8 protein-coding genes are annotated in these 8,802 nt (G+C 50.0%); 6 read left to right on the top strand and 2 right to left on the bottom strand.

Going from position 1 to position 8,802, the window contains the following annotated elements; translation table 11 throughout:
- Window positions 1-909: zinc-binding dehydrogenase (locus tag DXZ20_RS36860; protein WP_163703366.1), on the top strand; the 909-nt coding region annotated here is incomplete at its 5' end.
- A 215-nt stretch (window positions 910-1,124) separates the two neighbouring features.
- Window positions 1,125-2,150 (top strand): VOC family protein, encoded by a 1,026-nt coding sequence (locus DXZ20_RS36855; protein ID WP_163703365.1) that lies wholly within the window; start codon window positions 1,125-1,127, stop codon window positions 2,148-2,150.
- Window positions 2,151-2,193: 43 nt separating this feature from the next.
- Here the strand turns inward: DXZ20_RS36855 and DXZ20_RS36850 are convergent, their stop codons facing one another.
- A complete protein-coding gene (locus DXZ20_RS36850; protein ID WP_163703364.1) occupies window positions 2,194-3,015 on the bottom strand; it encodes a DUF1838 domain-containing protein in 822 nt (273 codons plus the stop codon).
- A gap of 74 nt (window positions 3,016-3,089) precedes the next feature.
- Window positions 3,090-3,902, bottom strand: a complete 813-nt coding sequence (locus tag DXZ20_RS36845) for an aspartyl/asparaginyl beta-hydroxylase domain-containing protein (protein WP_163703363.1) — start codon at window positions 3,900-3,902, stop codon at window positions 3,090-3,092.
- A 313-nt stretch (window positions 3,903-4,215) separates the two neighbouring features.
- Between DXZ20_RS36845 and DXZ20_RS36840 the strand changes: the two genes are divergently transcribed.
- From DXZ20_RS36840 to DXZ20_RS36825, 4 genes are all read left to right on the top strand, one after another.
- Window positions 4,216-5,694 (top strand): amidohydrolase family protein, encoded by a 1,479-nt coding sequence (locus DXZ20_RS36840; RefSeq protein WP_163703362.1) that lies wholly within the window; start codon window positions 4,216-4,218, stop codon window positions 5,692-5,694.
- A 196-nt stretch (window positions 5,695-5,890) separates the two neighbouring features.
- A complete protein-coding gene (locus DXZ20_RS36835; protein ID WP_163703361.1) occupies window positions 5,891-6,931 on the top strand; it encodes a nitrilase-related carbon-nitrogen hydrolase in 1,041 nt (346 codons plus the stop codon).
- Window position 6,932: 1 nt separating this feature from the next.
- Complete coding sequence (locus DXZ20_RS36830) at window positions 6,933-8,357, top strand: aldehyde dehydrogenase family protein (protein ID WP_163703360.1); 1,425 nt, start codon at window positions 6,933-6,935, stop codon at window positions 8,355-8,357.
- A gap of 8 nt (window positions 8,358-8,365) precedes the next feature.
- Window positions 8,366-8,802: quinone oxidoreductase family protein (locus DXZ20_RS36825; protein WP_163703359.1), on the top strand; the 437-nt coding region annotated here is incomplete at its 3' end.

Raw genomic sequence — 8,802 nt, 5'->3', positions numbered from 1 at the left:
GCTAACCAGGTGCTCATTCGGAATCGGTTTGCTGGTGTGAATGCCGGGTTTGATACATTGCTGTGCCGGGGAGAGGTGCCCTATGTAAGTTTGCAGCCCCCTTTTGACCTGGGGGTGGAGGCGGTGGGTGAGGTGGTCGCCATGGGGTCTGGGGTGAACCAGTTTACCGTCGGCGATGCTGTGGCAACAACTGTCAGAGGAGGGGGGTACCGGGAATATCAGGTAATTGATGCCGAGTTGACGATTAAAATACCTGAGGCTATTCCCGAGATTCTGACGCTGATGCCCACAGGTATCTCGGCCCTGGTGGGTTTAGAGCGGGTGGGAGAAATGGGGAGTGGGGAGATCATTTTGATTACGGCGGCGGCGGGGGGGATTGGCCATATTGCAGTACAGCTGGCTAAATTAGCGGGCAATCATGTGATTGGGACTTGCGGGTCAGCGGCTAAAGGGCAATTGTTGAGGGACTTGGGGTGCGATCGCATCATCAACTACCATCAAGAATCTGTCAGTGATGTCCTGGCCAGAGAATACCCCAATGGCATCGACCTGGTGTTTGACTGCGTTGGTAAACACATGTTTGACGCTGGCGTAGACCATTTAGCCGTGCGGGGACGGTTTGTAATTGTGGGATTTATCTCCGAATATGGCAAATCGTTAGAGATAGTTTCCCAACCCCGCATTTATGAAAAACTCTTTTGGAAAGCAGCTTCCGTGCGAGGTTTTTTATTGCCCCAGTATCGTGAGGCCGTACCGGAGGCTTGCGATCGACTTCTGGCTCTATTTGAACAAGGCAAACTCAAAGTAGCCATTGATCCTACTGATTTCCATGGAATTGAAGCCATTCCCAAGGCTGTCAATTATCTCCTCAGCGGTCAAAACTGCGGTAAAGTTGTTGTCAGGCTTTAGGAATGTGTGGAAAAATGTACCCTTTTAGAGGCCTAGTGACATCTGGTTCCCCTTCGTAAGGGGAACCGTCAGGGAGGGGTTTTCGACACTGGCGCTATCAGTCGAAACCCCTCCACCTACGGCACCTCCCCTTCTAAAGGGGAGGACATCCTAAAACATAATGTCAAACGAATATGTCAAACGAATATTCTCTTTATTTGCCTGACCCTTAAACAATGTCCCAAACCCCATCCCACTCCATTCAAGGTATCTATGAAGTCTGTATCGGCGTCAGAGATGCCCAACCATTAATTCAGTATTGGCAACAGTTTGGCTATACCGTTGGAGAAACCGGTAAACTATCCGCCGCTGATGCTGAGCGACTTTATGGAGTAGCATCATCCGTGCAGTCCATACGGTTACATCACCAGACGGCAGACCATGGATTGATTCGGTTAATGGTGTGGGACAGTCCCATCAATGAAGGATTAAGCATGGCCCCTATGAAGGCACAGGGCAATCGTTGGGCCACCAGTTTAACCCTGGATGTGACTAATCTGTGGAACCATGCGGCAGAAGCAGAAGCCAATGGTTTACCTATTCGCTATGGGCCACCCCAGTGGACGGTGATTTACCCCACAGCCCAGGGACGACCGTTTTTAGATCCGTTGGTGGGTGTGAGGGAAATGCTGTTATTGCAACCCCTGACACGACAGGTGATGTTTGAGCGGTTTAACTATACGGTGCCGGACTATGGTCGGCCCCAATTAGGGTCTGCATTTCAGGCGAGTCAAGTGACCCACATGGGGCTAGTGGTACAGGACGACAGCCAGGAAACTCTGCAATTTTATGATCAGGTATTGGGATTGCTGCGGGTGCAGGATGCCCTGGAGAGCACCTATGAAACAGCGCGGGGTGGGCGACAGATTTTTGATCTGCAACCAGGGGAACGGTTTTGGGTAACCGCCTTTGATGATCCACGTTCATCAAAGACCGATTGGCAAGCAGCGAGATCGGGCCGGTTATATATTGTGCGATTTCCTGAGGATTTGGAGTTGCCGGATTTTTCAGAACAGTCCCGACCAGGGGTATTGGGACTGTCGTTGTATACCTATCGGGTAAAGGGTCTGGAGGAGTACCGAGTTCGGATTCACTCTAGTTCAGCTACACACGTTACTGATATTGTCACCAATGAGTTTGGGAAACAAAGCTTTTCATTTATAGCTCCAGACGGTTATTTCTGGACTTTAATCGAACAGTAAAACTGTACTTAGGGGGTAGGTCGAAGGAGAAAGTGCAGTCCCCTTAAGCACCCTCCACATCCGTCAACGGAAACTCCTTCCCCGCCAAATACTCTTCAAAATGCCGCTTAAAATATCGCCACGAAGTAACATTATCACCCTCTATCCGTGCCTCAGGCGCATGCCGATAGGCCGGAATCCGCGTCTTAATCTGCTCCTGCAAAAGCTCTGGTAACTCTTCAAACCCCGTTAACTTACGCCCACTAGCGCTATAAATCAGCTGACCCGCCCGGCCCCCCATTTTCATCCAGGGCACCCATGGTCCCAACCGATCCCACCCCAAAATTACGTTGGCAATAGACGTCGACTCAGGATTTCTCAATTCCCGTGTGGGCACCGTTAACTTAAACAACTCCACCGCCTGATAAAGCGACTGAGGGCTATACTCCACAAAACGCTCATCATCCCCTAATGGATTTGGATAAGACGTAAACAAATCAAATGCAAATGTCGTAAAATCTCCATCCACTTTCGCCCCATACTGCCCTTCAAATGGCTGCCGACCCTGCACCGGACTATTAGCCACATGCATCACCGGCACAGTCTCCCCTGTCCAAGGATTTTTCCAGCTATGCAAAATCTCATCGGTTTCTGGATCTAGATAATAGGTCAACTCCCGTGAAACAAAACTCCAGCTTTCCTCCTTATCCGGGTTGTCTAGACAACGACTCACGTTCATACCAACAATGTTGAACAGATGGATCTTCGGTTCACCCGGCGAGAAGGCATAGACTTTTCCGCTCCAGGTGAGAAACGCTTGCTCCCCTGTTGTTGTGTTGCGGACTTTAACCCAGTCGCGGGCTTCGAACATTTCTTTAGTAGTCATAAATTTAGGGTTACGGCAAGGACGATTATAGGTATTTTGGATCGATTTTCGCAAAAATCTCGCTCCTTTACCTTCTAACTCCCCAATGCTTTATCCCACTCCAGCTGATGGGCCAACCCATACTTAACAAAGTCAGCCTCGCTCGCTTTATCACTTTGACCAAATACTCCCAAACTATAAAGATTAGCCTGCATCCGCTGGGCCACCTGGATTTGTTCAAACTCAATCACCTCTTCCCTGGGTTTATCAGGCTTAAAAAAGTCCACCACCAGCACCGTTCTGTCATAATCCGTATGATTGTGGGGGCAGTGGGGATAGCTATGGTCTAACACCATAAACTCTCCTTCGTGCCAGTGGAGTTTGTCATGACAGATTTTCATTGCCACATCGCCCTTGGGTACAATCAATCCCAGATATCCCCGATACATGTGGGGATTATCGTTGGTGTGGAGCCGAATATCTAAACCAGGATGAAACGTGCCGAAGTAAACGTTTCTAAGAATATTGGCGTTTGTCTGATTAACTTGGGTGACAACTTGAGTCAATTTTGGAAAATAGGTTTCTCTTAACGCCTGGACTTTGCTTGCAGCATTGGTGGTAGTACAATCCGGGTAACCAATCTGATACGTGCGAATATAGTCGTCAATCAGCTGTCCCTGAAATAGAATACCGAAGGCACTATACTTTTTTGCCCCCTTCGTTCGAATGGTTTTGCTTTGGGGTCCCATCATCTGGGCCGCAATGGATTGCTCAGCAGCCGAGCTTTGGGCCATAAAGTTAGAAAACTCCTCTCTAATAGCTTGCCAGTCTGCTTGCAAACCATGCAGAAATGGAAACTGTTGGGGGTCTTGATGATAGTCGTTAAAATCTTTTTTAAGTGCTTGCATATCCCTCTTACATATCCTTGTATGTTGTTACTTGTTAAGAAAATAGAAGATTAATATCTTGGTGGTCTTGCTGTCATTAAAAATTAGTTCACCTATCTAAGATTAATCATGGGTACTAACTTAAGCTGAAACTCCTGTTCTGGTCAGGAGTCAGAAGTCAGGAATCAGACGTCAGAAGCCAGAAATCAGTGAGGAGCTATTCTGACTCCCTGCATTTTTAATTCTATCCTGAGAAAAACATTTCGCTTTGAGTTGATACCCTTAATCATAACGAATTGATGGATTCAGATTTTGATTCAGATCGAGGGGCGCTGTGACTGAGATATCAGGGCTAGATACATTAATCAAGCATGTGAGAGTGGTGCGTCCAAATCAGTCATCAGTAGAACTACTGGATTTGGGCATCAAAGATGGGAAATTCACCCAAATTTCTCCAGAGATTAGTCCTGAACAGGCAAAGGAAGTCATTGATGGCCAACACTGGCTAGGATTTCCTGGCTGTGTGGATGCCCATATGCATATCGGCATTTATCAACCCCTGGAACAGGATGCTGTCGAGGAAAGTAAGGCAGCGGCCATGGGAGGTGTGACCACCAGTCTCAACTATATGCGCACAGGGCAGTATTATCTGAACAAGGGGGGTCCCTACCGGTCATTTTTTCCAGAGGTCCTGGCACGGTCAGAGGGTAACTTTTTTGTGGATTATGGTTATCATCTGGCCCCCATTAGTCCCCATCACATTGATGAAATGTCGTGGCTGTTGGACCAGGGGGTGACATCATTTAAGATTTTTATGTTTTATGGTGGCTATGGTCTCCATGGGCTTTCCGATCAGCAAAGTCTGTTTTTGATGATCAATAAGGAAGATCGCTACGACTTTGCCCATTTTGAATTTATTATGCGGGGGTTGACCCGTTTGCGGCAAGCGCATCCTGAAGTACAGGATAGCCTGAGTTTAAGTCTTCATTGCGAAGTAGCCGAGATTTTAAATGCTTACACTAAACTGGTACAACAAGATACTAGTCTCTCTGGCTTGAAGGCCTACAGTGCTGCCCGTCCACCCCACTCTGAGGGACTGGCCATTTGTATCGCGTCCTATCTGGCCCATGAGACAGACTGTGTCAACATTAATTTGCTACATCTGAGTTCCCAGAAAGCCTTGGCAGCCGCGTTAATGATGCAGAGCACTTTTCCCCACATTAATTTTCGACGGGAGGTGACCGTGGGCCATCTGTTGTTGGATGTGGATGCACCAGCAGGTAAGTGGGCCAAGGTAAATCCCCCGATCCGGTCTCGACAGGATGTGGAATTTCTCTGGAACGCGGTATTAGCGGGTCAGGTGGACTGGGTTGTCAGCGACCATGCCTGCTGTTCTGCGGAGAAAAAAGCCAGTCTTAAGGACCCGGAGAATATTTGGCTGGCTAAATCAGGCTTTGGTGGCACTGAATATTTACTCTCAGGGGTGTTTAGCGAAGGTAGTAAGCGGGGGCTGCCTTATCATCGGATGGCGGAGCTGCTGAGTTGGAATCCAGCACAGCGATATGGACTGTTTTGTAAGGGAGATATTGCGGTTGGTTATGATGCGGATCTGGTGTTGTTAAACCCAGATGAGACATTTGTTGTCCAGGCGGATGAATCCCCATCGCAACAGGGATATACCCCCTTCGAAGGGGTGGAGTTAACCGGACGGGTAAAACAAACGTTTTTACGGGGGCAGTTAATTTATGATCGCGGTCAGGTGATGGGAACACCCCAGGGTAAGTATTTGAAACGTCCCCTGGCACTCTCGTAAATTAGTCTCTTTTAGAATTCGGAGGTTTACTGATGCAGGCTGTAATAACGAAGTTCGATACTTCATCCCCTCCTGGAAAGGGCAACGGGATGGGTTTCGATCAGTAGCGCTAACGGTTAACTCACCCCGGCTGATCAGCATCCCTACCCAGAGGGGATGTAATTGGAAATCTTTTAGGATTAAGAATTCATTCTTTATGGCATCCCCATCTACTTCAAATACATTTACAGCCTTAGCTATGCAGCTAAAGTCTGAAGCCGTTAACCGGGTAAGGACCTCGTCCGAGGCACGGGCAATTATGGAAGACGCGATCGCAAAACTGGGTCCTCAAATCGCTGCGGCCCGTGCCTTTATCGGTGCTGACTGTCGTCTGGTAGTACTGCCAGAATACTGGCTCACCGGCTTCCCCATGGGAGAATCGATTATCGAATGGGGCACCAAGGCCTGTCTCACCATGGATGATCCCATGTATGGAACATTGGGAGCGATTGCCCAAAAACAGGGGATTTTTCTGGCAGGCAATGCCTACGAATTAGATCCTAATTTCCCCGATCTCTACTTTCAGAATTGTTTTGTGCTAGATCCCTCAGGGGACATGGTATTGCGATATCGCCGCATTAATTCTATGTATGCCCCCACCCCCCATGATGTGTGGGACAAATACCTCGATATCTACGGCATTGAAGGGATTTTTCCGGTGGCCAAAACCGCCATTGGTAATCTGGCTGCCGTTGCCTCCGATGAGATTCTTTTTCCTGAGGTGGCCCGTTGTTTAATGCTGCGGGGGGCTGAAATTCTGCTCCATCCCACCTCTGAAGTGTACGGCAATGCGCGGGCTCCCAAGGAAGCGGCCAAAGTCTCTCGAGCGGTGGAAAATATGATGTATGTGGTCTCGGCCAATACCGCTGGCATTGCCAATACGCCCATTTTAGAAGCCTCGGTGGATGGGGGATCGAAGATTATCGACTACCGGGGATTAGTGTTAGCGGAAACTGGATCCGGAGAAAGTATGGCCGCCTATGGCGACATTGATCTAGAGGCCCTGCGTCGGTACCGGCAACGCCCCAGCATCAAGAACCTGCTGTCCCGGCAGCGCCTGGATGCCTATACTACACTCTATAGTCAGTCTTCCATTTACCCGGCCAATTCCATGGCAGCCGGTGGGGTGGAGCGCAGTCACTTTATCGCCACCCAAAAAACAGCCCTTGAACGATTAACGCAGTTGGGGGTTATTTGACATGGTCACCTTTGACACAGTCACCATCGCCGTACGCAATCCCCGCACGGGCCAACTAGATTATGAGATGACTCCCCCCACGTCTGAACAGTTGACCACCACCTGTGGACATCTACGCCAGGGCCAGCAAGATTGGCACACCAAAGGAGTGAACCATCGGATTGAGGCTTTGCAGGCATGGAAACAAGCATTGCTGGACCGCAAAGACGCCTTAATTCAGGCAATTGTGGCAGATACGGGCCGACTCTCGGAATCTATATTGGAAGTGGACTCATTTCTCTCAGGGCTGGACCGCTGGTGTGGGCTGGCCCCGAACTTGATCGCACCCACTCCAACTAAAACAGCGGCGATTCCCTTTATCCAACTGCGTCCCCAGTTAGTGCCCTACAGCCTGGTGGGAGTGATCAGCCCCTGGAATTTCCCCCTGTTACTAGCCACCATTGATACGGTGCCGGCACTGTTGGCGGGCTGTGCTGTAGTTGTTAAACCCAGTGAGATTGCCCCCCGCTTTATTCGGGTGATGATGGCTGCGATCGCAGCCGTTCCCGCCCTCCAATCTGTCCTCACCTTGATCGAAGGCGCAGGGGAAACCGGCGCAGCCTTGATCGAGCAGGTGGATTTAGTGTGCTTTACCGGCAGTGTCGCTACTGGCAAAATCGTGGCCATGGCCGCTGCCAAACGCATGATCCCCGCCTTTTTAGAACTGGGTGGCAAAGACCCCGCCATTGTTTTAGCCTCCGCCGATGTGGACCAGGCTGCCACCGCATTACTGTGGGGATCGGTGGTGAATGCCGGACAGTCCTGTTTGTCCATTGAGCGAATTTATGTGGATAGAGGGATTTGCGATCGCTTCGTTGAAACCCTGGTCCAAAAAGCGAAACAGCTTAACCTGGCTTATCCCAAACCCAACAGCGGTCAAATCGGCCCCATCATTGCCGCCAGACAGGCCGATCTGATCGCAGATCATTTACAAGATGCCCGCCACAAAGGAGCCATTGTCCACTGTGGCGGTACCGTTGAAAACCTGGAGGGTGGTCTATGGTGTCGCCCCACCGTGCTCACCCAGGTCAATCACACCATGAAAATTATGACAGAAGAAACCTTTGGCCCAATTATGCCCATCATGCCGTTTGACACCGTAGATGAAGCCATCCAGCTGGCTAATGATACCGTTTACGGCCTCAGCGCTGCCGTATTTGCCGGTTCAGCAGATGAGGCCCAGGTCGTTGGCCAACAGATCCAGGCCGGGGCCATCAGCATCAACGACGCCGGATTAACCGCCCTGGTCCACGAAGGCGAGAAAAATGCCTTCAAGTTATCGGGACTGGGGGGATCTCGCATGGGACCCGCCTCGATTCAGCGATTTATGCGCAAACAGGTCTTTTTAGTTAAAACCAGCTCGATTCACGATCCCTGGTGGTTTTAAAGAAAATTATGAAAGCATGTCGTATTCATCATTATCAGGGTCCCACATCTGTTCAAGTTGATCAGATAGATGTGCCAGAGCCTGGTCCTGATCAAGTTAGAATCCGAGTGCGGGCAGCAGGATTGAACAACTCTGACCTGCAAACCACCCATGGCATCTATCGGGGGTATGGGCATCAAGGATTACCTCACATTTTGGGACAGGAGGCTGCCGGAGAAATTGAGGCTATCGGGTCTGGTGTCACTGAATTTACCCCTGGAATGCGGGTCTTCGGCCATGTCAGTGGAGCCTTTGCCGAGACTGCCCTGGGACCCGCTGCCGAATTCCTCCCCCTGCCGCAGACTATCCCGTTTGAGGTGGCTGCCAGTCTCCCCATTGCCTATCTCACAGCCATAATGGCCCTGGTTTGCAAAGCAAATCTGCAGGCAGGTGAGTGGGTCTTAAT

It is taken from the genome of Adonisia turfae CCMR0081, from assembly GCF_011009555.1.
GTDB lineage: Bacteria > Cyanobacteriota > Cyanobacteriia > Phormidesmidales > Phormidesmidaceae > Leptothoe > Leptothoe turfae.
Note: the sequence above shows the minus strand (reverse complement) of the source record. Positions and strands in the feature narration are given on the sequence as shown.